Annotated in this window: 17 protein-coding genes and 1 pseudogene; 11 read left to right on the top strand and 7 right to left on the bottom strand. The window is 68.7% G+C overall.

Annotated features, from left to right (window positions below; genetic code table 11):
- Window positions 1-50: 50 nt before the first annotated feature.
- From I6I07_RS29335 to argA, 3 genes are all read right to left on the bottom strand, one after another.
- Window positions 51-2,003, bottom strand: a complete 1,953-nt coding sequence (locus I6I07_RS29335; RefSeq protein WP_198484737.1) for a phosphocholine-specific phospholipase C — start codon at window positions 2,001-2,003, stop codon at window positions 51-53.
- 136 nt (window positions 2,004-2,139) lie between these two features.
- Window positions 2,140-2,412, bottom strand: coding sequence for an oxidative damage protection protein (locus I6I07_RS29330; RefSeq protein ID WP_006393887.1), 273 nt, complete (start codon window positions 2,410-2,412; stop codon window positions 2,140-2,142).
- A 118-nt stretch (window positions 2,413-2,530) separates the two neighbouring features.
- The gene (gene argA, locus I6I07_RS29325; protein WP_198484736.1) at window positions 2,531-3,889 is read right to left on the bottom strand and encodes an amino-acid N-acetyltransferase; all 1,359 of its coding nucleotides are present in this window, start codon (window positions 3,887-3,889) and stop codon (window positions 2,531-2,533) included.
- 135 nt (window positions 3,890-4,024) lie between these two features.
- On the opposite strand from argA, the gene hrpA reads away from it, so the two are divergent.
- The 3 genes from hrpA (at window position 4,025) to I6I07_RS29310 (ending at window position 11,170) form a co-directional block, all read left to right on the top strand.
- Window positions 4,025-7,963, top strand: coding sequence for an ATP-dependent RNA helicase HrpA (gene hrpA, locus I6I07_RS29320; protein WP_232625822.1), 3,939 nt, complete (start codon window positions 4,025-4,027; stop codon window positions 7,961-7,963).
- A gap of 169 nt (window positions 7,964-8,132) precedes the next feature.
- A complete protein-coding gene (locus I6I07_RS29315) occupies window positions 8,133-9,866 on the top strand; it encodes an ABC transporter permease (RefSeq protein ID WP_198484735.1) in 1,734 nt (577 codons plus the stop codon).
- An 8-nt stretch (window positions 9,867-9,874) separates the two neighbouring features.
- Window positions 9,875-11,170 (top strand): AAA-associated domain-containing protein, encoded by a 1,296-nt coding sequence (locus I6I07_RS29310; protein ID WP_006393891.1) that lies wholly within the window; start codon window positions 9,875-9,877, stop codon window positions 11,168-11,170.
- A gap of 71 nt (window positions 11,171-11,241) precedes the next feature.
- Here the strand turns inward: I6I07_RS29310 and lpxO are convergent, their stop codons facing one another.
- Entirely contained in the window at window positions 11,242-12,141 is a 900-nt protein-coding gene (gene lpxO, locus I6I07_RS29305; RefSeq protein ID WP_198484734.1) for a lipid A hydroxylase LpxO, read from the bottom strand.
- Window positions 12,142-12,270: 129 nt separating this feature from the next.
- Between lpxO and dnaE the strand changes: the two genes are divergently transcribed.
- The 8 genes and pseudogenes from dnaE to I6I07_RS29270 all read left to right on the top strand — a co-directional run bounded on the left by dnaE (window position 12,271) and on the right by I6I07_RS29270 (window position 21,429).
- Window positions 12,271-15,762 (top strand): DNA polymerase III subunit alpha, encoded by a 3,492-nt coding sequence (gene dnaE / locus I6I07_RS29300; RefSeq protein WP_198484733.1) that lies wholly within the window; start codon window positions 12,271-12,273, stop codon window positions 15,760-15,762.
- Entirely contained in the window at window positions 15,762-16,853 is a 1,092-nt protein-coding gene (locus I6I07_RS29295; protein WP_198484732.1) for a glycosyltransferase family 4 protein, read from the top strand. The genes dnaE and I6I07_RS29295 overlap by 1 nt, the downstream gene beginning before the upstream one ends.
- Window positions 16,850-17,698: a polysaccharide deacetylase family protein gene (locus I6I07_RS29290; protein ID WP_198484731.1), complete on the top strand. Its 849-nt coding sequence runs from the start codon at window positions 16,850-16,852 to the stop codon at window positions 17,696-17,698. Before I6I07_RS29295 ends, I6I07_RS29290 begins: the two co-directional genes overlap by 4 nt.
- Window positions 17,695-18,450, top strand: a complete 756-nt coding sequence (locus I6I07_RS29285; protein ID WP_198484730.1) for a glycosyltransferase family 2 protein — start codon at window positions 17,695-17,697, stop codon at window positions 18,448-18,450. Before I6I07_RS29290 ends, I6I07_RS29285 begins: the two co-directional genes overlap by 4 nt.
- Window positions 18,447-18,887 (top strand): annotated as a pseudogene (locus I6I07_RS31965) (glycosyltransferase); the annotation flags it as partial. The gene I6I07_RS29285 and the pseudogene I6I07_RS31965, both read left to right, overlap by 4 nt.
- Before the next feature lie 135 nt (window positions 18,888-19,022).
- Window positions 19,023-19,562: a glycosyltransferase family 4 protein gene (locus I6I07_RS31960; protein WP_420094600.1), complete on the top strand. Its 540-nt coding sequence runs from the start codon at window positions 19,023-19,025 to the stop codon at window positions 19,560-19,562.
- A gap of 18 nt (window positions 19,563-19,580) precedes the next feature.
- On the top strand, window positions 19,581-20,306 hold the full coding sequence (locus tag I6I07_RS29275) for a polysaccharide deacetylase family protein (protein ID WP_198484728.1): 726 nt from the start codon (window positions 19,581-19,583) through the stop codon (window positions 20,304-20,306).
- Window positions 20,281-21,429, top strand: coding sequence for a glycosyltransferase family 4 protein (locus tag I6I07_RS29270; protein WP_198484727.1), 1,149 nt, complete (start codon window positions 20,281-20,283; stop codon window positions 21,427-21,429). The genes I6I07_RS29275 and I6I07_RS29270 overlap by 26 nt, the downstream gene beginning before the upstream one ends.
- 59 nt (window positions 21,430-21,488) lie before the next feature.
- Here I6I07_RS29270 and I6I07_RS29265 read toward each other — a convergent pair whose 3' ends face one another.
- From I6I07_RS29265 to I6I07_RS29255, 3 genes are read right to left on the bottom strand one after another with little or no spacing between them, the layout of a single operon-like run.
- On the bottom strand, window positions 21,489-21,761 hold the full coding sequence (locus I6I07_RS29265) for a YkgJ family cysteine cluster protein (RefSeq protein ID WP_198484726.1): 273 nt from the start codon (window positions 21,759-21,761) through the stop codon (window positions 21,489-21,491).
- 2 nt (window positions 21,762-21,763) lie between these two features.
- The gene (locus I6I07_RS29260) at window positions 21,764-22,531 is read right to left on the bottom strand and encodes a YdcF family protein (protein ID WP_198484725.1); all 768 of its coding nucleotides are present in this window, start codon (window positions 22,529-22,531) and stop codon (window positions 21,764-21,766) included.
- Between the two features lie 15 nt (window positions 22,532-22,546).
- Window positions 22,547-23,518, bottom strand: a complete 972-nt coding sequence (locus I6I07_RS29255) for a glycosyltransferase family 9 protein (protein WP_198484724.1) — start codon at window positions 23,516-23,518, stop codon at window positions 22,547-22,549.
- Between the last annotated feature and the right edge of the window lie 65 nt (window positions 23,519-23,583).

Here is a 23,583-nt window from a genome sequence, read left to right as displayed (position 1 = left end):
TGGGGTTTTTTCTTGTCCGGCGCGGGCCTCGGCCGGGATGGGGAGCGGCCTTACAAGGGCAGGTCGGCGCCCTGGCACAGGCGCGGGTCCGGCACGCCGGACTTGCCCGGATTGATGCGCCCGGCCAGGCGGCGGCCGAACCGCGGCAGGCCCTGCGCGCTGACCTCCAGGTCGTACCAGCCTTCGCAGCCGGCGTATTTCAGCTCCAGCGCGCCGCCGGCCTGCACGTGCGCCATGGCGCGCCAGCCGTCGCCCATGCGCGATTCGATGTGCACCGGCTGGTGCGCGTCGCCATGGTTGATGAGGCGCAGGCGCAGTCCCGAGCTCACCGGCACCAGCTGCGCTTCCAGCAGGCCGGCGTCGCGCCGGTCGCCGCGGAAGTGGCGGTGGAAGCCATCCGGGCCCAGCAGCCACAGGTCGTAGGCGCCGTCGGCATCCAGGCGCCAGCCGTCGTCCAGCCGCGCGCCCGCGCCCACCGTGTAGCGGCGCGGCGCGTGCGCCAGCGCCCGGCGGTCGTAGACGTGCAGCACGGCGCCGGCCGGGCCGGCGTTGCGGAAAGTCAGGCGGTAGTGTTCGCCGTCGGCGGTCATGCGGCCCACCGTCTCCAGCGCGTAGGGCAGGGCGCAGGCGTGGCGCACGCTGTCGGCGTGCTGCAGGGCGCGGTCGCCGGCGAAATCGAAGGCCGAGGTCAGGTCGCCGGCCACGGCGCGGCGCCAGGCGCTGATGTTGGGCTCGGCCACGCCGAAGCGGGCTTCGAGGAAGCGGATCACCGAGGTGTGGTCGAACACCTGCGAATTGACCCAGCCGCCGTGGCTCCAGGGCGACACCACCAGCATCGGCACGCGCGGGCCCATGCCGAAGCCGCGGCCGTGCAGGGCGGGCGGATCGTCCGGGGTGGCGGCGCTGGGGCCGTGGCGGGTGTCGTGGTATTCGCCGTCCAGCTCGATGGTGGACAGGCCGCCCGAGCCGCCGTCGGGCGCGCGCGCCGGCGGGGCCGGGGGCGGCATGTGGTCGAAGAAGCAGTCGTTCTCGTCGTAGGTGACCAGGAACACACAGCCGCTCCAGACCTCGGGGTTGCGGGTCAGGATATCGAGCACGCGCTCGGTGTAGGCGCCGCCCTGGCGCGGCGACGAGACCTCGGGATGCTCGGAATCGGCGGCGGGCGCGATGATCCACGAGACCTGCGGCAGCGTGCCGCGCTCGACGTCGCGCGCCAGGTCATCCAGGGTATGGGTCGACAAGCCTCGGTCGCGCAGCGGCGCCTCGGCGGCCGTGGTGGCGTGCTGGCGGCGGTATTGCCGGAAGCCCGCCAGCGGGTTGTCGTGGAAGTTGTCCGCCATGTCCTGGTAGATGCGCCAGTCGATGCCGGCGGCCTGCAGCCGTTCGGGGTAGGTGGTCCAGCCGTAGCCCTGGTCGGCCGGGCCGAGACGGTCGAAGGTGTTGACCAGGGCCGGGCCGCCGGCGCGTCCCAGCGGATCGTTGGTGCCGGTCCACAGGAACAGGCGGTTCGGATTGGTGCCGGCCTGGATCGAACAGTGGTAGGCGTCGCACAGCGTGAAGGCATTGGCCAGCGCCGTCTGGAATGGCACCTCGGCGGGGCGGTAGGCGCCCAGGCCGAGACGGCTCTTGGCCGCCAGCCACTGGTCCATGCGGCCGTCGTTCCAGGCGCGCTGGGCGTCGTCCCAGGTATGCGGGGTGATGTAGCCGACCGGCGTGTCGCTGGCGTACTCGGCCTGCAGCGCATAGGGACGCAGCCGCTGGTCGCCGTCGGCCTGGGTCAGCACGTCGCCGGCAGGCGTCGGTGCCGGATGCGGGTCGGCGAAGCCGCGCACGCCTGTCAGGGCGCCGAAATAGTGGTCGAAGGAACGGTTCTCCTGCATCAGGATGACGACGTGCCGCACATCGTTGATCGTGCCGGTCTTGCGGTCGGGGGCGACCGCCAGCGCGCGCCGGATGGCCCGGGGCAGGTCGGAGGAAGCGGCGGAACTCGGTTCTTCTTTCATGGCGGCAATTAGTACGGCCAGCAACAACGGAATCTTAAGGCAGGCGCCGGGGCGGCTGGGCGCCCCGGCCAGAAGCGCGAAGCCCCTCGTGGAAGAGGGGCTTCGCAGGCGTGCCGCGCAAGGCGGCGCGGCGGGATCAGGCCGAGGGCGGGACGTAGCCCTGGGCTTCGACGCTGCCGTCCTCGAACAGGAAGCGTTCCATCTGCTGCTGCAGGTACTTGCGGGCGCGGGCGTCGGCCAGGTTCAGGCGGTTTTCGTTGACCAGGCGGGTCTGCACCTGCTTCCACTCTTCCCAAGCTTCCTTGGAAATGCTTTGCCAGATGCGGGTGCCGAGTTCGCCGGGGTAGGGCGGAAAATCGAGCCCTTCGGCTTCACGCTTCAATTTCACACAGTTGATGGTACGGGCCATGGTTCGCTGCCGGAAAGAATGGGTAATGCGCCATTTTAGCGGGCTTGGCGCCGGAAGGCGGCCAAGCCCCTGCGGGCACTGCGGGTAGGCCCCGGGTCGAGCCCGGGGCGGGGCCGCGTCACAGCTTCTTGATGAACACCAGGCTGTTGCGCGAGCGGTTGTAGTTGTTCTGCTTTTCACGCGGCAGGTCGGCGATGCCGCCCTGCACGAAACCGCGCTTCATGAACCAGTGCGAGGTGCGCGTGGTCAGCACGAACAGGCGCTTGGCGCCGGAGGCGCGGGCGCGCGATTCCATGTGGCGCAGCAGGATCTCGCCTTCGCCGGAACCCTGCCATTCGGGGTGCACGATCAGGCAGGCCATCTCGGCCATGTGGTCCTCGGCGAAGGTGTGCAGCGTGGCGCAGCCGTAGATCACGCCGTCGTGCTCGAGCACGGTGAAGTTCTCGACGTCGCGCTCGATCACGCTGCGCGGGCGCGGCACCAGCGTGCCGTCGGCTTCCAGCGGCTCGATCAGGCTGAGGATGGCGCCGACGTCGTCGAGCGTGGCCGGGCGCAGGTCGTCCAGCGTGTCTTCCACCACCATGGTGCCGACGCCGTCGTGGGTGAAGATCTCCAGCAGCACGCTGCCGTCCAGCGAGAACGGCACCAGGTGGGCGCGGGCCACGCCGCGCTTGACCGCCAGCGACGCGTATTGCAGGTAGGCGCCGGTTTCCTCGTCCAGCGAGCCGGCCGCGAGCAGGGCGTCGGCGTCGACCCGGGCCAGCTCGGTGTCGACCGAGCCGTCTTCGTTCAGCACGCCCTGTTCGCTGGACAGGAAGATCAGCTTCTCGGCGCGCAGGGTCACCGCGACGCTGGTGGCCAGGTCTTCCATGGCCAGGTTGAAGGCGTCGCCGGTGGGCGAGAAGCCCAGCGGCGACAGCAGCACGACCGACGAACCCTTTTCGATGGCGAACTTGAGCGCGTCGACGTCGATCTTGCGCACCTGGCCGGTGTGCTTGTAGTCCACCCCGTCCAGCACGCCGGTGGGGCGGGCGGTGACGAAGTTGCCCGAAATGACGCGGATGTGCGCGTGCGACATCGGCGTGTTGGGCAGGCCCTGGCTGAAGGCGGCCTCGATGTCCAGGCGGATCTCGCCGGCGGCTTCCTTGGCGCATTCCAGCGCGGCGGCGTCGGTGGGCGCCAGGCCCCGGTCGAATTGCTGGGTGAAGCCCTTCAGGCGCAGCTGTTCATTGACCTGGGGGCGCGAGCCGTGCACCAGCACCAGGCGGATGCCCAGCGACGACAGCAGCGACAAGTCCTGCACCAGCGCGTTCAGCGCCCCGGCCTGCACCAGCTCGCCGCCGAACGCCACCACGAATGTCTTGCCTCGGAACGCGTGCACATAGGGCGCCACGTCTCGGAACCATCGGACGAACTGGGCAGGGGCGAATTCGGGGGCTTCAAGGGCGGAGACGGTGTCTGGTTCCAGGTCGGGCATGATGGGCGGGGGAATTCCTGAGAGTGGCAACAACGCGGCCCGGGGCCGCGTCAACGCGCCGTCACGGGACGGCGTGGCGAAATTATATGACCGCGGGGCGTTTATATAATAGGCGGCTAACCGGACAAATCGTACATGCCAGAATCTTCCCGCCCGCGGCCGCCCGTGCCGGCCGACGGGCCGACCCGGGTCCCCGGCAAGCCGCGCGCCGACGCCGCGGCTCCGGCGGCCCGCCAGGCGCCCCGCCCCGAGCGACCCGTTCCCGTCGTGACCTACCCCGAGGACCTGCCCGTCAGCGCGCGGCGCCAGGAAATCGCGCGCGCCATCGCCGGCCATCAGGTGGTCATCGTCAGCGGCGAGACCGGCTCGGGCAAGACCACCCAGCTGCCCAAGATCTGCCTGGAGCTGGGCCGCGGCCGCCAGAAGATGATCGGCCACACCCAGCCGAGGCGGCTGGCCGCCACTTCGGTGGCCAAGCGCATCGCCGAGGAACTGAACACGCCAATGGGCGAGGTGGTGGGCTACCAGGTGCGTTTCAACGACCGCACCGGCCCGAATGCGTCGATCAAGCTGATGACCGACGGCATTTTGCTGGCCGAGTCGCAGCGCGACCCGCTGCTGCGCCGCTACGACACCATCATCATCGACGAGGCGCACGAGCGCAGCCTGAACATCGACTTCCTGCTGGGCTACCTCAAGCAGCTGCTGCCGCGCCGCCCCGACCTGAAAGTCATCATCACCTCGGCCACCATCGACGCCGAGCGTTTCGCCCGCCATTTCGCCGCGTCCGAGGACAAGCCGGCGCCGGTGATCGAGGTGTCGGGCCGGCTGTACCCGGTCGAGGTGCGCTACCGCCCGGTGCGCGAGGAGGCCGAGGAAGAGGCCGCGCCGGCCAAGCCGGGCCGCGACCGCGAGCGCATGTCGGGCGACGAAGAGCGCGACCTGATCGACGCCATCGTCGACGCGGTCGACGAATGCGCCCGCCACGGCCCCGGCGACGTGCTGGTATTCCTGCCGGGCGAGCGCGAGATCCGCGAATCGGCCGAGGCGTTGCGCAAACGCCACCCGGCCGGCACCGAGGTGCTGCCGCTGTATGCGCGCCTGTCGCAGGCCGAGCAGGAACAGATCTTCCATCCGCGCGGCAACGCGCGCCGCATCGTGCTGGCCACCAACGTGGCGGAAACCTCGCTGACGGTGCCCGGCATCCGCTTCGTGGTCGACAGCGGCCTGGCGCGCGTCAAGCGCTATTCCTGGCGCAACAAGGTCGAGCAGCTGCGCATCGAGCCGATCAGCCGCGCCTCGGCCAACCAGCGCGCTGGCCGTTGCGGCCGCATCGGTCCGGGCCTTTGCATCCGGCTCTTCGACGAAGCCGATTTCAACGCCCGCGCCGCCTTCACCGACCCCGAGGTGCTGCGCTCGTCGCTGGCCTCCGTGATCCTGCGGATGAAGTCGCTCAAGCTCGACGACATCGAGCAGTTTCCGTTCGTCGAAGCCCCGCCCGGGCGTGCAGTGGCCGACGGCTACCACCTGCTGCAGGAACTGGGCGCGATCGAGCTGGCCGCCGCCGACGAGGGCGACGACGCCAGCCGCACCGGCGCCTCGTTCGTCCTGACCCAGACCGGCCACGAACTGGCCAAGCTGCCGGTGGACCCGCGCATCGGCCGCATGATCCTGGCCGCGCGCGAACACCAGTGCCTGGCGGAAATGCTGATCATCGCTTCGGCGCTGTCGGTGCAGGACGCGCGCGACCGCCCCATGCAGGAACGCGAGGCGGCCGAGGCGGCGCACGCCAAGTTCGCCGACGACAAGTCCGAATTCATCTCCTTCCTCAAGCTGTGGCGCTGGTACGGCGAGCAGGTGCAGCACAAGGCCTCGCAGCGCAAGCTGGTGGGCCTGTTGCGGCAGAACTTCCTGTCGCCCATCCGGCTGCGCGAATGGCACGACGTCCACACCCAGCTGGCGGCGCTGGTGGGTGAGCAGGGCTGGCGCGTCAACCAGCTCGAGGCCACCTACGAACAGCTGCACATGGCGCTGCTGTCGGGCCTGTTGGGCAACATCGGCTTCAAGAGCGACGAGGGCGGCCACTACCAGGGCGCCCGCGAGATCCGCTTCCACATCCATCCGGGCTCGCGCCTGGTGAAGAAGGCCGGGCGCTGGATCGTCGCGGCCGAGCTGGTCGAGACCACCCGCCTGTACGCGCGCTGCGTGGCGCGCATCGACCCGGTCTGGCTGGAAAAGGTCGGCGCCCACCTGATCCGCAAGAACTGGTCGGACCCGCGCTGGGAAAAGAAGGCCGGCCAGGTGGTGGCCAACGAACGCGCCACGCTCTACGGCCTGACCATCTACACCGGCCGCCGCATCCAGTACGGCCGGGTCCATCCGCGCGAGGCGCGCGAACTCTTCATCCGCCAGGCGCTGGTGCCGGGCGAGATCGACACGCGCCTGGCCTTCGTGGCCCACAACCGCAAGCTGATCGCCGGCATCGAGAAACTGGAGCACCAGACGCGCCGCCCCGACATCCTGGTCGACGACGAGCTGATCTACGCTTTCTACGACCGCCAGCTGCCGGCCGACATCTCGCAGACCGCGACCCTGGAAAAATGGGTCAACGGGCTCGACAAGGCCGCCGCCGCCAAGCTGCTGCTGACGCGCGACGAGCTGATGCGGCACGAGGCCGCCGGCGTCACCACCGACGTCTTCCCCAAGAAGGTCGAGTGGCAGGGCGTGTCGATGGCGCTGGATTACCACTTCGAGCCCGGCTCGCCGCGCGACGGCGTGACGCTGGCGGTGCCGCTGTTCGCCCTGAACCAGATCGATCCGGCGCGCTGCGAATGGCTGGTGCCCGGCATGCTCAAGGAAAAGGCGCACCTGCTGCTCAAGTCGCTGCCGCAGAAGCTGCGCCGCCACTGCGTGCCGCTGCCCGACTACGCGGCAGGCTTCTACGACCGCTGGTTCGAGCGTCTGGGCGACCCGCAGACCGGCCTGGTGGACGCCCTGATCGCCGACATGTGGGACCAGGTGCAAGTGCGCCCGGCGGCCGCCGACTTCAAGCTCGAGACGCTGCCGGCGCACCTGTTCATGAACTTCCGCGTGGTCGACGAGCACGGCCGCATGCTGGCCGCCGGCCGCAACCTGGCGCAACTGCGGGCCGAGTTCGGCAAGCAGGCCCAGGCCACCTTCCAGCAACTGGCCGCCAGCGACACCCAGGTGGCGCAGGCGCTGGCGCACGAGAACCTGACTGCCTGGACCTTCGGGCCGCTGCCGGAAATCATGGAGATCAAGCGCCGCGGCCAGTCGGTCATCGGCTACCCGGCGCTGGTGGACCGCGGCGCGCATTGCGACCTGGACGTGTTCGACGACCCGGACGAGGCCCGCAAGGCGCACCGCGCCGGCCTGCTCAAGCTGTTCCGGCTGGGCCTGCGCGAGCAGGTCAAGTTCCTGGAAAAGAACCTGGCCGACCTGACCAAGATCAGCATGCTCTACATGACGCTGGGCACGCAGGAGGAACTGCGCGACCAGATCATCGACTGCGCCCTGGGCCAGGCCTGCCTGGCCGAGCCCTGGCCGGTCAACGAGCAGCAGTTCGAGGCGCGCCGGGCCGAGGGCAAGGGCCGGCTGGGCCTGCTGGCGCAGGAAGTGGCGCGCCTGGCGGGCACGGTGCTGACTGAATACGGGGCCCTGCAGCGCAAGCTGCCGCAGGCCAAGCCGCACGCCGCGGCCTACGCCGACCTGCAGCAGCAGTTGGGGGCGCTGATGCCCAAGTGGTTCATCCGCGATACCCCGTACGCCCAGCTGTCGCACTTCCCCCGCTACCTGAAGGCGGCGGTGGCGCGCATCGACAAGCTGCGCGCCGATCCGGGCCGCGACGCCAAGCTGGTGGCCGAGATGGCGCCGCTGGTGACCCAGTACCAGCGCGCCCGCTCGGCCCTGAAGGGGGCGCCCGACCCCCGCCTGGACGAGTTCCGCTGGCTGCTGGAGGAACTGCGGGTCGCCCTGTTCGCGCAGGAATTGCGCACGCCGATGCCGGTATCGGTCAAGCGGCTGATGAAAAGCTGGGAGTCCCTGCAACGCTGATTTGCAGGTTTTCGCGGGGCCGGCCTGAGCCCCGCGACCCTTGGGACGGGGCGGCGCGAGCCGTCCCGTATTACACCCGGATTTCAGTCGTTTTCTGTTCAGAGACACGTCATCTGGTTATGCTTCAATGCGCGGGCCTTCTCCCGCCGCTCCCTGGAGCATTGCCGACATGTTCGAGCTTTTCAGCACCCGCACGCGCCCGTCCTCGTCGTCGCGCTCCTCGCCCAACCGCTGGGACTGGGCGCTGCTGCCCCTGGTGCTGGTGGTGCTGGCCGCCATGGCCTACGGCGCCTCGCAGATGAGCCGCCCCTTCGCCGTCGGCGAAGAACTGCCGATCTCGCTCGATCCGATCTACCTGCCGTACTACCTGCTGCGCACCATCCTGCGGATGTTCACGGCGCTGGCCTTTTCGCTGCTGTTCAGCTTCATCTTCGCCGCCATCGCGGCCAAGTTCCGCACCGCCGAAAAAGCCATGATCCCGATGCTGGACATCCTCCAGTCGGTGCCCATCCTGGGTTTCCAGGCCATCGCCATCGCGCCCTTCATCGCGCTGTTTCCCGGCAATCTGCTGGGGGTCGAGTGCGCGGCGATCTTCGCCATCTTCACCTCGCAGGCCTGGAACATGGCGTTCAGCCTGTACCAGTCGATGCGCACCGTGCCGGCCGAACTGAACGAGGCCGCGCGCGTGTTCCGGCTGTCCGGCTGGCAGCGCTTCTGGCGCCTGGAACTGCCGTACGCCACCCCCGGCCTGCTGTGGAACATGATGATGTCCATGTCCGGCGGCTGGTTCTTCCTGGTGGCGGCCGAGGCCATCTCGGTGGCGGGGCAGGACATCAAGCTGCCCGGCATCGGCTCGTACATCGCCGTGGCCATCGACGCCGAGGACGGCCGCGCCATCGCCTGGGCCATCGGCGCCATGATGGCTGGCATCCTGCTCTACGACCAACTGTTCTTCCGGCCGCTGCTGGCCTGGGCCGACAAGTTCCGCTTCGAGGAATCGCAGGCCGACGTGGCGCAGCAGTCGTGGCTGCTGGACTGGACCCGCCGCAGCCGCTGGATGCAGGCCCTGTCCAACAGGTTCTGGGCGCAGATGCGGCGCGCGCTGGGTTGGTTCAGCGTGTCGTACGACGGCACCTCGATCCGCGCCCGCGCCAAGGCGCCGGACCCGCGCTGGACCCGGGTCTGGGATTCGCTGCTGGCCGCCGGCGCGCTGCTGGCCACCTACAAGCTGGTGGTCTTCGTGCATGCGGAGGTGGGCTGGAGCGAAGTGCTGCACGTGATCGGCCTGGGCGGCATCACGCTGCTGCGGGTGATGGTGCTGATCGGGCTGGCGTCGCTGATCTGGGTGCCGATCGCGGTCTGGATCGGCCTGCGGCCCAAGTATTCGCAGCGGGTGCAGGCGGTGGCGCAGTTCCTGGCGGCGTTCCCGGTCAACCTGCTGTTCCCGGCCGTGGTGTTCGTGATGGTGGCGTTGAAGCTCAACCCCAACATCTGGCTCAGTCCGCTGATCATCTTCGGCACCCAGTGGTACATCCTGTTCAACGTGGTGGCGGGCGCCTCGACCATTCCGAACGAACTGCGCCTGGCCGCCAGCAACCTGGGCCTGAAGGGCTGGCTGCTGTGGCGCCGGGTCTACCTGCCGGCGGTGTTCCCCAGCTTCATCACCGGCGCCATCACGGCCAGCGGCGGTTCCTGGAACGCCAGCATCGTGGCCGAGTACGTGTCCTGGGGCAATACCTCGCTGATGGCCGACGGCCTGGGCAGCTACATCAAGCAGATGACCGAGCAGGGCGATTTCCACCGCATCGCGCTCGGCATCGGCGTCATGAGCATTTTCGTCATGCTGTTGAACCGGTTTTTCTGGCGCAAACTGTATTTGCTGGCCGAAGACCGCGGCCGGTAGGAGTCTTCATGAATTCCAATTTCCTGATCGAACTGCACGATGTCGGCAAGTCGTTCCGCGCCGCCGACGGCACTGCCCGCAACGTGCTGGAACACGTCGACTTCATCCTGCACGAAGGCGAGATCGTGGCCCTGCTGGGCAAGTCCGGTTCGGGCAAGTCGACCCTGCTGCGCATCATGGCGGGGCTGGTCAACGCCGACCAGGGCACCGTCACCTACCGCGGCCAGCCGGTGTACGGCCCGGCGGCCGGCATCGCCATGGTGTTCCAGTCGTTCGCGCTGTTCCCGTGGCTGACCGCGCAGCAGAACGTCGAGCTGGGGCTGGAAGCCCAGGGCGTGGCGCCGGCCGAACGCGCCAAGCGCGCCGACGCGGTGCTCGACCTGATGGGCCTGGGCGGTTTTGGCGGCGCGCTGCCGCGCGAACTGTCCGGCGGCATGCGCCAGCGCGTCGGCATCGCCCGCGCGCTGGTCATGAATCCGGACGTGCTGCTGATGGACGAAGCCTTCTCGGCGCTGGACGTGCTGACCGGCGAGACGCTGCGCGACGACATGCTGGAACTGTGGGACGAGAGCCGCATTTCGACCAAGGGCATCCTGATCGTTTCCCACAACATCGAGGAAGCGGTCATGATGGCCGACCGCATCATCGTGTTCTCCAGCGATCCGGGCCGCATCCGCAGCCAGGTGCAGATCGGCCTGCCGCGGCCGCGCGACGCCGATTCGCCGCAGGTGCGGGCGCTGATCGACGAGGTCTACGCGCTGATGACGCAACGCCCGGCGCACGACGTGCCGACGCCGCGCCAGCAGGGCCTGGGCTACCGCTTTCCGCAGACCGAGGTCGAGCGCATGGAAGGCGTGCTGGACGTGCTGGCCGAGGCGCCGTTCAACGGCCGCGCCGACCTGCCCAAGCTGGCCGAGGAAGCCGAGATCTCGGACGACGACCTGCTGCCGGCCTGCGAAGCGCTGGGCTTGTTCGGGCTGGCCCAGATCGACAAGGGCGATATCTTCCTGACGCCGCTGGGCCAGCGCTACGTGCATGCCGACCAGGGCCAGAAGCAGGCCATCTTCGGCCGCCAGCTGCTGGCGCACGTGCCGCTGGCCGCGCACATCCGCCACAGCCTGGAGCAGGAACCCGCCGGCGAGTTGCCGGAAAAGAACTTCCTGGATTCGCTGGAGGAATTCCTCAAGCCCGACGAAGCCGAGCGCGTGCTGAAGATCGCGGTGGAATGGGGCCGCTATGGCGAGATCTACGGCTATGACTACCACACCGGCCTGTTGACCTTGCCGGAACGCGACGCGGGGTAGGGTGGGGAACGGCGGGCCGTCCGGCCCGCCGTGGTGGCGTGATGACCGCGCGATCCGCGCGGTCGGCCCGATCACAGGGCGATGAAGCCCGCGATCACCAGGACGATCAGGCCGTACTTGGTGGTCTTGTAGACATTGCGGTTCCAGGCCTTGAAGGCCTTGCGCTTCTGGTCGATGACCCAGTGCGCGTGGGTCAGCTTGTTGATGGCGCCGGTCTGGTCGCCGCCGTCGTTGGGCGAGCTGGCCGCCGACATCACCACCCGGCCGAACCAGCGGTTGAAGGCCTCGGCCCAGCCCCACTTGAGCGGCCGCTCGACGTCGCAGAACAGGATGATGCGGTTCTGGTCGGTGTGGTTGTAGGCCTCGTGCACGTAGGTCTCGTCGAACACCACGCTTTCGCCGTCGCGCCAGCTGTAGGTTTCGCCGTCGACGATGATGTGGCAGCCGTTGTCGTTGGGCGTGGCCAGGCCCAGGTGATAGCGCAGCGAGCCGGCGAACGGATCGCGGTGCGGGTTCAGCTTGCCGCCCGGGGGCAGCTCGGCGAACATGGCCGCCTTGACCTTGGGCAGCGTCTTCAGGATGGCCACCGTCTTGGGGCACAGTTCCTCGGCCGACGGGTGGCGGGCGTCATACCATTTCAGGTAGAAGCGCTTCCAGCCGTACTTGAAGAACGAGTTGAAGCCGATGTCGTTATGGCTGTCGGCCGCCTTGATGCGACGCATCTCGGCCATCTGCAGGGCCTCGTCGCGGATCGTCTCCCAGTTGTCGTCCAGCACCTTGAGTTCGGCGATCTCGCTGGTGGTCAGGTAGGGGGTCGACGGCACGCGCGAGGTCAGCACCATGAAGGCGTTGACCGGCGCGAGCAGCACCGAGTGGTCCAGCAGTTGCCGGCCCAGCGGCAGCTTGACGCGGCCGCGGAAGTGCGCGAACAGGATGGCGGCGAGCCAGATCCCGGGAATCAGCCATTTCATACGTAAATTTCGTCCTGCGACAGGTGAGTCAGGTCCAATCGCCTATTGTTACACAGGGGCGCCCGGCGGGCGGCGGCCGAATCGGCCAAAGGGCGGTTTTCGATCGTCCGACTGGGTACAATTCTTCCTATGTCCGAAGCCGTAACAAACCCGTCCCCATTTGTTCACCTGCGCGTTCACTCCGAGTTCTCGGTGGTGGACGGCCTCGTGCGCATCCCCGACCTCATCAAGCGCGTCGCCAAGCTGGGCCAGCCCGCCGTCGCGCTGACCGATCTGTCGAACCTGTTCGGCCTGATCAAGTTCTACAAGGCCGCGCGCGGCGCGGGCATCAAGCCCATCGCCGGTTGCGACGTCTGGCTGAGCAACGACGACGACCCGTCCAAGCCGTTCCGCGTGCTGTTGCTGGTGCGCAACCACCAGGGTTACCTGAACCTGTGCGAACTGCTGTCGCGCTCGTTCCTGACCAACCAGGGCAAGGGCCGCGCCGAGATCCGCCGTGAATGGCTGCAGGGCCAGGACGGCCTGATCGTGCTGTCGGGCGGCCGCGGCGGCGACGTCGGCCAGGCGCTGGACGCCGGCAACGCGGTGTCGGCGCTGGCGCTGGCGCGCCAGTGGGCGCACCTGTTCCCGGGCAGCTACTACATCGAACTGCAGCGCGCCGGCATGGACGGCGACGAAGCCTACACCCAGGCCGCCATGCGCCTGGCGGCCGAGGCCGGCCTGCCGGTGGTGGCCACGCACCCGGTGCAGTTCCTGGACGAATACGAGTTCCAGGCGCACGAGGCCCGCGTCTGCATCGCCGAAGGCGAGATCCTGGCGAACCCGCGCCGCGTGCGTCGCTTCACCAAGGAACAGTACCTGCTCAGTTCCGAGGAAATGGCGCGCCGCTTCGCCGACGTGCCCTCGGCGCTGGCCAACACGGTCGAGATCGCCAAGCGCTGCAACCTCAGCCTGGTGCTGGGCAAGCCGCGCCTGCCCAACTTCCCCACGCCCGACGGCGTGTCGCTGGACGACTACCTGGTGCAGCTGTCCGAAGAGGGCCTGGAAAAGCGCATGGCTTTCCTGTTCCCGGACGACGCCGAGCGTGAGTCCAAGCGCGAGCAGTACTACGAGCGCCTGCGCTGGGAGTGCAAGACCATCATCCAGATGGGCTTTCCCGGCTACTTCCTGATCGTGCAGGACTTCATCAACTGGGGCAAGAACAACGGCGTGCCGGTCGGCCCGGGCCGGGGCTCGGGCGCCGGTTCGCTGGTGGCGTACGCGCTGGGCATTACCGACCTGGATCCGATCCGCTACGACTTGCTGTTCGAGCGCTTCCTGAACCCCGAGCGGGTCTCGATGCCCGACTTCGATATCGACTTCTGCCAGGACAACCGCGAACGCGTCATCGACTACGTCAAGGAAAAGTACGGCCGCGCCGCCGTCAGCCAGATCGCCACCTTCGGTACCTTGGGCGCCAAGGCCGTGGTGCGTGACGCCGGCCGGGTGCTGGACATGCCCTACATGTTCTGCGACGGCCTGTCCAAGCTGATCCCGTTCAACCCGATGGATCCGTGGACGCTCGAACGCACCCTGAAGGACGAGCCGGCCTTCAAGGACCGCTACGAGCAGGAAGAGGAAGTGCGCGCGCTGGTCGACCTGGCCAAGCCGCTCGAAGGCCTGACCCGCAACATCGGCATGCACGCCGGCGGCGTGCTGATCGCGCCCGGCAAGCTCACCGACTTCTGCCCGCTGTATTGCCAGGCGGGGCAGGAGAACAGCGCCGTCTCGCAGTTCGACAAGGACGACGTCGAAGCCGCCGGCCTGGTGAAGTTCGACTTCCTGGGCCTGCGCAACCTGACCATCCTGGACTGGGCGGTGCGCTACGTGCGCCAGTTCAACGCGGACAAGCGCGACTTCGACGTCATGGCGCTGGCGCTGGACGATCCGGCCGCCTACAAGATCCTGTGCGACGCCAACACCACCGCGGTGTTCCAGCTGGAATCGCGCGGCATGAAGGAACTGCTCAAGAAGCTGCGGCCCAATACCTTCGAAGACATCATCGCCATGCTGGCCCTGTACCGTCCGGGGCCGCTGGAATCGGGCATGGTGGACGATTTCGTCAACCGCAAGCACGGCCGCGCCGCGGTGGACTACTTCCACAACGATCTGGAGAGCACGCTCAAGAGCACCTACGGGGTCATCGTCTACCAGGAACAGGTGATGCTGATCTCGCAGATCATCGGCGGCTACTCGCTGGGCGGCGCCGACCTGCTGCGCCGCGCCATGGGCAAGAAAAAGCCCGAGGAAATGGCCAAGCACCGCGAGCTGTTCGAGCAGGGCGCCAAGGAAAAGGGCCACGACCCGGACCTCGCCGTCAAGCTGTTCGACCTGATGGAGAAGTTCGCGGGCTACGGCTTCAACAAGTCGCACTCGGCCGCGTACGCGCTGATCTCGTACCAGACCGCCTGGCTCAAGGCCTACCACCCGACCGAGTTCCTGGCCGCCACCATGTCCTCCGACATGGACGACACGGACAAGGTCCAGATCTTCTGCCGCGACGCCCAGGACAACGGCGTCGAGGTGCTGCCGCCGGACGTCAACTTCTCGGGCTACCGCTTCGAGCCGGTGGCCGACCGCTACACCGAAAAGGGCAAGCCGCCGCGCACCATGCGCTACGGCCTGGGGGCGGTCAAGGGCACGGGCCAGGGCGCGGTCGAGGACATCCTGCGCGCGCGCAAGGAAGGCGGCCCGTTCCAGAACCTGTTCGACTTCTGCCGCCGCGTCAGCAAGCACGCGGTCAACCGCCGCACCATCGAGGCCCTGATCAAGGCCGGCGCGTTCGACACCATCGAACCCAACCGCGCCGCCATGCTGGCTTCGGTGCCGACCGCCATGGAAGCGGCCGAGCAGGCCGCCCGCAGCGCCAACCAGTCGTCGCTGTTCGGTGACGACAGCAGCGACGTGGTGGCTGGCGAGCTGGCCAAGGTCGCGCCGTGGGACCTGCACAAGAAGCTGACCGAGGAAAAATCGGCGCTGGGCTACTACTACAGCGGCCACCTGTTCGACGCCTGGCGCGACGAAGTGCGCCAGATCGTGCCGATGCAGCTGGCGCGGGTCGAGCCGCAGCGCGACCTGCAATGGATGTGCGGGGTGCTGGCCAGCGTGCGCGTCATGATGACGCGCCGGGGCAAGATGGTGTTCGCGGTGCTGGACGACGGCACCGCGCAGGTCGAGATCTCGGTGTTCAACGAGCTCTACGAAAAGCACCGCAACCGCCTGCGCGAAGACCAGCTGGTCATCGTCCAGGGCAAGGTCAGCAACGACGACTACTCGGGCGGCATGCGCATCGTCGCCGAGCAGCTCTATGACCTGCAGCTGGCGCGCGAGGCGCGCGCCAAGTCGCTGCGCGTCAAGCTCAATGGCGGCGCCGACGCCGCGCGCCTGCGCCAGATGCTCAACCCGTTCCGCGCCGAGCCCGAGAACGGCATCCCCGGCGTGCCGGTCGACATCGTCTATACCAGGAACAATTTCCTGTGCACGGTGCGGCTGGGCGAGGAATGGCGCGTGCGCATGGCCGACACGCTGCTCGAGAACCTGAACGCCTGGACCAAGCCGAACGGCGTGGAGGTCACGTACTGATGCGCATCGTCCACTCGGAGGCCGCCACCAGTTTCGGTGGCCAGGAAGGCCGTGTCTTCAAGGAGATGAACGCCATGCGAGCGCGTGGCCATCACCTCGAGGCCATCTGCCAGCCGAGCGCGCTGCTGGCCGAGCGTCTGTCGGACGTCGGCTTCACGGTTCACGCGCTGGAGATGGACGGGCCGGTCAACTACCTGAAGGGCGTTGCCGCCATCCGCCGCATCTTGCGCGAAGGCCGCTTCGACGTACTCAATACCCATAGCCGGCGCGACACCGTGATCGCCGCGGCCGCCGGCCGCCTGGCGGGCACGCCGCTGATCGTGCGCACCCGCCACCTGTCCAACAGGGTCGGCTGGCTTTGGTCGTACACGCGCCTGCCGCATCGCGTCACCACCGTCAGCGACCATGTGCGCGAGCACCTGATCGCGCGCGGCGTGCCGGCCGATCGCGTCGCCACCGTCTATTCGCCCATCGTGCTGCCGCCGCCGGTAGAGCATTCGACCCTGCGCGAGGAACTCGGGCTGGCGCCGGACGACCTGGTGGTCGGCTGTGTCGCCGTGATGCGCGCCACCAAGGGCCACAAGGACCTGATCGACGCCATCGCGCCGCTGATGGCTACCCGGCCCAAGCTGCACCTGGTATTCGTGGGCGGCGGTTCGCCGGTGTTCGAGCAGACCCAGGCCTACGTGGCCGAACGTGGCTTGGCCGATCGCATCCACTTGATGGGTATGCGCCGCGACGTGCCCAACCTGTTGGCCGGCTGCGACCTGTTCGCGCTGGCGACCCAGCAGGAAGCTTCCGGCACCGTCTACGTCGAGGCCCAGGCCAGCGGCCTGCCGGTCATCGGTACCGACGTCGGCGGCGTGTCCGAGATGTTCCGCAACGGCGAAACCGGCATCCTGATGCCGCCCAGGGACCCGGTCGCGCTCACCGCCGCGCTCGAGACGCTGATCGACGACGCCGCGCTGCGTCACCGCATGGGCGAGGCCGGCCGCAAGATGGTCTGGGAAGAGGGCGTGTTCTCGCCCGCCCGCCTGGCCGAGACCACCGAGGCCGTCTACACCCGCTGGCTGGCGGAGCGGCGCGGATGAGCGCGCCCAATGTCCCGGTGCTGATGTACCACCACGTCACGCCGGCCGGCGGCATGATCGCCGCCACGCCGGACGTGTTCGAGGCCCAGATCGCGCGCCTGGCGCGCGCCGGCTACCAGTCGCTGTCGACCGACCAGTTCGCCGCCTACCTGGCCGGCGCGCCGGCGCCCGAGCGCTCGGTGCTGATCACCTTCGACGACGGCTATCTCGACAACTGGGTCCATGCCCATCCAGTGCTGGCGCGCCACGGCATGCGCGCCGTGCTGTTCACCATCACCGGCTGGATCGGCGACGGACCCGTGCGCGCGCACGCCGGGCAGGACCTGCCGCTGCCGGCCACGCCCGACCACGATGCCTGCAAGAAGCTGGTGGCCGAGGGCCGCAGCGACGACGCCATGTTGCGCTGGAGCGAGATCGAGGCCATGCAGGCCGCCGGCACCTTCGAATTCCATTCGCACACCCATACCCACACCCGCTGGGACAAGGTCTGTGGCGCCGATACCGAGGCCAGGCGCGCCCACATCGTCCAGGAACTGGCCGATTCGCGCGAGACGCTGACGCGCCGGCTGGGGCAGGCCAGCGACCACCTCTGCTGGCCGCAGGGCTATTTCGATGCCGACTACGTGGCCGCCGCCCGCCAGGCGGGCTTTCGCCACCTCTACACGACCGACCCGTTCGGCCAGAACACGCCCGGCGCAGATCCCGCGCACATCTACCGCTTCGCGGTGCGCAACCAGGGCGGCACCTGGTTGAACCGGCGCATCTGGCTGTCGCGCGATCCCTTCTGGGGGCCGCGCTATCTCGCCTGGAAGGCCTGGAAAAAGCGTCTTAGGAATCGCGGATGAAGTTATCAGTCATAGTCATCACCAAGAACGAAGCGGCCAACATCGCCGACTGCCTCAAGTCGGTCGCCTTCGCCGACGAGTTCATCGTGGTGGATTCGGGCAGCACCGACGGCACGGTGGAACTGGCGCGCGCCCTGGGGGCGCGGGTCGAGGTGACGGCCGACTGGCCTGGTTTCGGTCCGCAGAAGAACCGTGCGCTGGACCTGGCCACCGGCGACTGGGTGCTGTCGATCGACGCCGACGAGCGCGTCACGCCCGAGCTGGCCCGCGAGATCCAGGACACCATCGCCGCGCCGCGCGGCGCGGCCTACGAGATCGCCCGCCTGTCGAATTTCTGCGGCCGCGACATCCGCCACAGCGGCTGGTGGCCCGATTACGTGCTGCGCCTGTTCAAGCGCGGCACGGCGCGTTTCAACGACGTGGTGGTGCACGAGCGGGTGGTGCCGGCCAGCGGCCAGGCGCCGCTGCGGCTCGCCGGCCACTTCCAGCATTACCCGTACGACAACCTGGATGCGCTGATCACCAAGATCAACCGCTACTCGTCCGACGCCGCCGCGATGATGCACGCCAAGGGCCGCCGTACCTCCGTGTTCGGTGCGCTCGGCCACAGCTTCTGGACCTTCGTGCGCATCTATCTGATCCGGCGCGGCTTTCTCGACGGCCGCCATGGCCTGGTGCTGGCGGTGACGGCCGCCGCGGGCAGCTTCTTCCGTTATTCGAAGCTGATGTTCCTGGTTGATAAAAACAAGTGAAAATCCTCTACACCAACTTCCACGCCGGCAACGGCGGTGGGCACGTCACCTACATCATCAACCTGGCGCGCGCCCTGGCCGCGGAGCACCAGATCACGGTCGCCGCGCCCGCCACCAGCCGCCTGTATCGCTACGCCAAGGCGGTCCCGGGCGTCACGGTGGTCGACATGCGCTACACCACGCGGCCGTCGTCCTGGTTCAAGGACCGTGCCCGGTTGCGCCGCCTGATCAAGGGCGGCCGCTTCGACATCATCCACGCCAACGGCTCGGCAGACCACAAGCAGGTCATGCTGGCCACGTTGGCGATGGCGCACCGTCCGCGCATCGTGTTCACCAAACACAACGACCACCCGGTCACCAGCTTCGGCCACAAGCTACGCGTCGCGCTGGCCACCGACCACAGCATCGCCGTCAGCGACTACATCCATCGCCTGCTGGCCGATTCCCCCTATCGCAAGCGGCCGATCACCACGATCCGTCACGGCATCGATACGCGCTTTTTCGCGCCGCCGCCGCCCGACAGCCTGGATAAGCTGCGCGAGATCTTCTTCGGCCCGCAATGGCAGGGCAAGTTGCTGCTGGGCAGCGCCGGCGGCACCGACTACGACAAGGGCTGGCTCGACCTGGTGGCCGCCGTGGCGGCGCTGCCGCCGGGCGACCGCGAGCGCGTGCTGCTGCTGGTGGCCGGCGACCCGCCGTCCGAGGCCAAGCTCGATCGCGTGCGCGAACTCGGCATGATCGACCAGGTACGCTTCCCCGGCCTGCTCGACGACGTGCGGGCGGCGCTGGCCTCGTGCCACGCCGGCTTCGTGCTTTCGTACCGCGAGGCGCTGTCGTTCGCCTGCCGCGAGATCATGGGCCTGGGTCTGCCGGCGCTGGTGACCGACGCCGGCGGCCTGCCCGAGAACGTGACCGACGGCGTCGACGGCTGGATCGTGCCGGTGCGCGACGTGGCCGCCATGACCGCGCGTCTGCGTCTCATGCTGGATGACCCCGCGCAGGTGCGGGAGATGGGGCGGAACGCCCGCCAGACCGCCGAGCGCGACTTCAACCTGGCGCGTTTCGCGCAAGCCACGATCGACGTCTACCAACGTACATTGGGCGGACACTGAGCCTTTATAATCCGCGCTATGTCTATCCCAATTCTCATGTACCACCAGATCGGCGAGCCCAATCCCAAGGGCACGCCGTTCCGCGGCCTGACGGTGCACCCGGACGATTTCGCGCGCCAGATGCGCTGGATGCGCTTCCTGGGCTATCGCGGCCTGTCGATGCGCGACGTCATGCCCTACGTGCGCGGCGAGCGCCGCGGCAAGGTGTTCGGCCTGACCTTCGACGACGGCTACCGCAACGTGGTCCAGAACGCGATGCCGGTGCTGGACAAGCTGGGCTTCACCGCCACCAACTACCTGGTGGCCAACCAGTTCGACGGCGGCAATGTCTGGGACGCCAAGATCGGCATTCCCTTCTCGCCGCTGATGACGGTCGACGAGATGCGCCAATGGGCCGCGTCCGGCCACGAGGTCGGCTCGCACACCCTGGACCACGTCCACCTGCCCGAAATGACGCCCGACGAGGCGCGCCGCCAGATGGTCGAGTCCAAGGACGCGCTGGAGCAGGTGCTGGGCGCGCCCGTCACCGCCTTCTGTTATCCCTATGGCGACCATGGCCCGGAACACCTGGTCATGGCGCGCGAAGCGGGCTATGACAACGCCACGCTGACCAAGCGCGGGCTGGCCAAGGCCAGCGACGACCCGTTCGGCCTGCCGCGGGTGACGGTGTCGCGGTCGACCGGCATTTTGAGTTTCCTGCAGAAATGCCTGACGCGTTATGAAGACGTCCGCGGTCGCGGCTGAGCGGCGGTTGCGTATCGCACTGCTGGTCGACCGCTTCGGCAACCGTTTCGGCGGCGCCGAGGCCTACGGCGTCGAACTCATGCGCGTGCTGGGCGAACGCCACGACATTTCCGTGGTGGCGCGCGACTTCGACAGCGACCTGCCGTTTCCCTTCCTGCCCGTGCGTTTCCCCGGCTGGCTGCCCAGCTGGATGCGGGTGCTGTATTTCGCCTGGAAGGCCGATCGCCTGACCCGCGGCCGCTACGACATCGTGCATTCGCACATGAACGGCTGGGCCGGTGAAATCCAGGTCATGCACGTCACGCCGGTGCGCTACAACCGCCTGACCCGGGTCAAGCCGCTCAAGCGCGCGCTGGCCTGGCTCAGCCCGCGGCTGGCCACCTATCTGTTGCTGGAGAAGTTCCGCGTGCGCCGCGCGTCCGCGCGGCGCGTGGTGGCGGTGTCCGGCCTGATCATGGACCAGCTGCACCGCAGCTACGGCCCGCAGTTGCCGGTCGAGATCATCGCGCCTGGCGTCAAGCTGCCCGCGCCCGAGGCCGCCGCGGCCCGCGCCGCCACCCGCGCCGAACTCGGCTGGGACGACGCCACCATCGGCTGCCTGCTGGTGGCCCGCAATCCGCTGCGCAAGGGCCTGCCCGCGCTGCTCGACGCCCTGGCGCTGTTGCCGGCGCCGTACCGCCTGCTGGTGGTGGGCGCCGACGAGGCCACCCGCGACCGCGTGCGCGCGGCCGGCGCGGTCGCCAGCCGCGTCACCCTGGTGGATCCCACGCCCGAGGTCGCCCGCTATTTCGCCGCGGCCGACATCTACGCGCATCCCACGCTCAACGACAGCTACGCCATGGCGCCGCTGGAAGCCATGTCGCACGGCCTGCCGGTGGTGGTCAGTTCGCCCGCCTATTGCGGCTTCGCCCAGTACCTGTCGGCCGGCAAGGATGCGCTGATCCTGCAGGACCCGCGCGACGGCGCCCAGCTGGCGCAGGCCCTGCAACGCCTGGGCGACGAGCCCGAGCTGCGCGCGGCGCTGTCCGAACGCGGCCTGGCGATCGCCCGCGCCCAGAGCTGGGAAACCGTGGCGGCGCGCTACGAGGACCTGTATCAGGCCGTGCTGGCCGAGCGCGCCTGACGGCGGCCGCGAGGCCCGCGCCAGAAACGACAACGGGACCGCGAGGTCCCGTTGCGCATTCAGTGCGCTGGCGCCGTGGCGCGTTCGAGTTCGCCCAGCCAGCGCACCGCGTATTCCCGATCCGGTCCGCACATTTCGGCCTGGGCCTGCAGTCCGCCGCAGAAATCCGGCCGTGACGGCTGGCCGAAGATGGCGCAGCGCATGTCCGGCAGCAGCTGGATACAGGGCACGCCCGCCGGCTTGCCATGCGGCATCCCCGGAATCGGCCGGGTGATCGACGGCGCGATGCAACAGGCGCCGCATCCCGGCCGACAGGCCAGCGCCGTCGCCATGCTCAGACCCACCCGCGCAGCCAGTACACGAACAGGCCGGCGTATTCCTTGATGATCGAGCGGCTGGCGTCGAAGGTGCGCTGGTCGGGCAGCCAGCGGTTGAGCGAACCGTCGGTTGGCGCCACGATCTGCGGCGGCGCGGGGGCGGCGATGGCGACCACGCCCTGCTTGGAGAAGGCCGCCATGGCGCGCGGCATGTGCAACGCCGAGGTCACCAGCAGCACCTTGCCGATGCCGCGCGTCTTGAGCTGGTCTTCGGTCAGGGCCGCGTTCTCGTAGGTGGTACGGCTGGCGTTTTCCAGGATCAGGGCCGATTCCGGCACGCCCTGCTGGCGGATCGCATGGGCCATGCCGCGGGCCTCGCTGATGTCGCCTTCCAGGGCGCCGCCGGACAGCACCACCTTGGGGGCGCGGCCGGCCAGGTACAGCTGCGCGGCGGTGTCCACGCGTACCACCGCGGTGTCCTTGTCGTAAGGCAGGAACCAGTTGGCGCGCCCGTTGGCGGTGTTGCCGCCCAGCACCACGATGGCGTCGGCCGTCGGCGATTCGGTCGGCGGCAGGTGCGGATAGCGGCTTTCCAGCGCGCCGCCCAGCCACAGCGAGGTGGCCGGCAGCGACCAGGCCAGCGCCCACAGCAGGCCGGCAACGATCAGGGCGCCACCGGTCTTGCGCAGCCGGAACAGGCCGAGCACCAGGCCGATCACCACCAGGGTCAGGCACAGGTTGTAGGGGATGATCAGATTCGTGAGGTAGGTGGACATGATGGTCATTTCAAAACTAAGCGTTTACTGCGCGCCGTCCAGTAACTGGCCAGCCTGCCGTTCCACCTCCTCGATGGATGGCCAGGCCGTTTCCGAACCGACACATACCGCGCGGGGCGACCACGGGCCGGTGCGGCCGGGGCGGGTGACGCCGAACAGCGTCAACTCGCGGGCGCCTGCCGCGGCGGCCACGTGCGAGACCCCGGAGTCGTTGCAAATCACCAACGCCGCGCGCGCCGTCAGCGCGGCGAACGCGCCCAGCGGCAGCGGGGGCAGCAACTGCGCCGTCGGCGCATTGCGCCGGGCTTCCTCGGTTTCCGCCGGAGGGGGGCACATTACCACGGTATGGCCCCGGGCTTGCAGCGTGCGGGTAAGTGTATCGAATCCCGGCCATACCTTGATCCTGCCTTTGTGCAGCCCGGTCGCGGTGGGGGCGATCAGGACGAAGCGCTGGCCGGCCAGGCCGGCCGCTTCCAGGGCCAGGCTGGCGGTTTGCTGGTGGCCCGGCGTCAGCGGCAGGTCGAGCGTCGGGCCCGGTTCGGCGGGGCCGGTCGGCAGCCCCCAGCGGGCCAGCGCCTCGCGGGTCAGGTGGTGCCAGGACTGCACCGCGTGCAGCCCGGCGTCCGGCTTGGCCACCGGCCAGCGCAGCAGGAAGCTGCGGCCGTCGTCGCGGTAGCCGGCCGACGGCAGTCCCGCCAGCCGGAACACCAGCGCGCTCGATAGCGAGTCCGGCAACAGCAACCCGCGGGCGCGGCGGCCTTCGGCCCCCAGCGAGCGGCGGTGCGCGCTGACCTTGGCACGATCCGGCCCCACTTTGCCCAGCATCGGCAGGAACTCCCGTTTCTCGATGCCATCCAACAGGTCCCGGGCCCAGGGGCGGGCGCAGATCACCAGGGGCAGGCCGGTGGCCTGCAGGGTGCGCAGGCTGGGCAGGCTCATGCAGACATCACCCACCCAGTTGGGCAGACGGACGTAAAGGCAACTGATTTCGGACATGGACAGGCGCACGGCGCGGTAGGGGCTGAAAAGGGGACGCCCGGCCCCGCGCGGCAACGCGTAGC

It is taken from the genome of Achromobacter deleyi, assembly GCF_016127315.1.
Taxonomy (GTDB): domain Bacteria; phylum Pseudomonadota; class Gammaproteobacteria; order Burkholderiales; family Burkholderiaceae_B; genus Achromobacter; species Achromobacter insuavis_A.
The sequence above is the reverse complement of the archived record's forward strand: the minus strand, read 5'-3'. Positions and strand labels throughout refer to the sequence as shown.

Excerpts from the sequence above, each read along its gene's own strand:
- I6I07_RS29335 (WP_198484737.1), bottom strand. The coding sequence starts at position 2,003 with ATGAAAGAAGAACCGAGTTCCGCCGCTTCCTCCGACCTGCCCCGGGCC.
- I6I07_RS29330 (WP_006393887.1), bottom strand. The coding sequence starts at position 2,412 with ATGGCCCGTACCATCAACTGTGTGAAATTGAAGCGTGAAGCCGAAGGG.
- argA (WP_198484736.1), bottom strand. The coding sequence starts at position 3,889 with ATGCCCGACCTGGAACCAGACACCGTCTCCGCCCTTGAAGCCCCCGAA.
- hrpA (WP_232625822.1), top strand. The coding sequence starts at position 4,025 with ATGCCAGAATCTTCCCGCCCGCGGCCGCCCGTGCCGGCCGACGGGCCG.
- I6I07_RS29315 (WP_198484735.1), top strand. The coding sequence starts at position 8,133 with ATGTTCGAGCTTTTCAGCACCCGCACGCGCCCGTCCTCGTCGTCGCGC.
- I6I07_RS29310 (WP_006393891.1), top strand. The coding sequence starts at position 9,875 with ATGAATTCCAATTTCCTGATCGAACTGCACGATGTCGGCAAGTCGTTC.
- lpxO (WP_198484734.1), bottom strand. The coding sequence starts at position 12,141 with ATGAAATGGCTGATTCCCGGGATCTGGCTCGCCGCCATCCTGTTCGCG.
- dnaE (WP_198484733.1), top strand. The coding sequence starts at position 12,271 with ATGTCCGAAGCCGTAACAAACCCGTCCCCATTTGTTCACCTGCGCGTT.
- I6I07_RS29295 (WP_198484732.1), top strand. The coding sequence starts at position 15,762 with ATGCGCATCGTCCACTCGGAGGCCGCCACCAGTTTCGGTGGCCAGGAA.
- I6I07_RS29290 (WP_198484731.1), top strand. The coding sequence starts at position 16,850 with ATGAGCGCGCCCAATGTCCCGGTGCTGATGTACCACCACGTCACGCCG.
- I6I07_RS29285 (WP_198484730.1), top strand. The coding sequence starts at position 17,695 with ATGAAGTTATCAGTCATAGTCATCACCAAGAACGAAGCGGCCAACATC.
- I6I07_RS29275 (WP_198484728.1), top strand. The coding sequence starts at position 19,581 with ATGTCTATCCCAATTCTCATGTACCACCAGATCGGCGAGCCCAATCCC.
- I6I07_RS29270 (WP_198484727.1), top strand. The coding sequence starts at position 20,281 with ATGAAGACGTCCGCGGTCGCGGCTGAGCGGCGGTTGCGTATCGCACTG.
- I6I07_RS29265 (WP_198484726.1), bottom strand. The coding sequence starts at position 21,761 with ATGGCGACGGCGCTGGCCTGTCGGCCGGGATGCGGCGCCTGTTGCATC.
- I6I07_RS29260 (WP_198484725.1), bottom strand. The coding sequence starts at position 22,531 with ATGACCATCATGTCCACCTACCTCACGAATCTGATCATCCCCTACAAC.
- I6I07_RS29255 (WP_198484724.1), bottom strand. The coding sequence starts at position 23,518 with ATGTCCGAAATCAGTTGCCTTTACGTCCGTCTGCCCAACTGGGTGGGT.